This window comes from Desulfocastanea catecholica (assembly GCF_054657295.1).
Genome location: NZ_BAAHYZ010000199.1, coordinates 1 through 224, shown reverse-complemented (window position 1 = coordinate 224; position 224 = coordinate 1). Strand labels below are relative to the sequence as shown.

Below are 224 nucleotides of genomic sequence, written 5' to 3'. Positions count from 1 at the left end.
CTGCCACAGCATGGTGGCTGTTAAAAATGCCTTCTTGCAGCTTCCGGAAATCACCCTGGGAATCTTTCCCGGTATGGGCGGGGCTATACTTCCGTACCGCAAATGGCCCCAGGCTGCCGAAAAACTGCACGCCATGATTGGCCAAAATGAGCGTCTGACCTGCAAGGAAGGTTTGGAATTGGGTATAATAGCCGAGGAAGCAAGTGACTACCAGGAGATGATCC

At 52.7% G+C, this 224-nt stretch carries 1 pseudogene; it reads left to right on the top strand.

The annotated features are described in order from the left end of the window. Positions 1-224: pseudogene (locus ACYQ8U_RS23505) on the top strand (3-hydroxyacyl-CoA dehydrogenase/enoyl-CoA hydratase family protein); the annotation flags it as partial.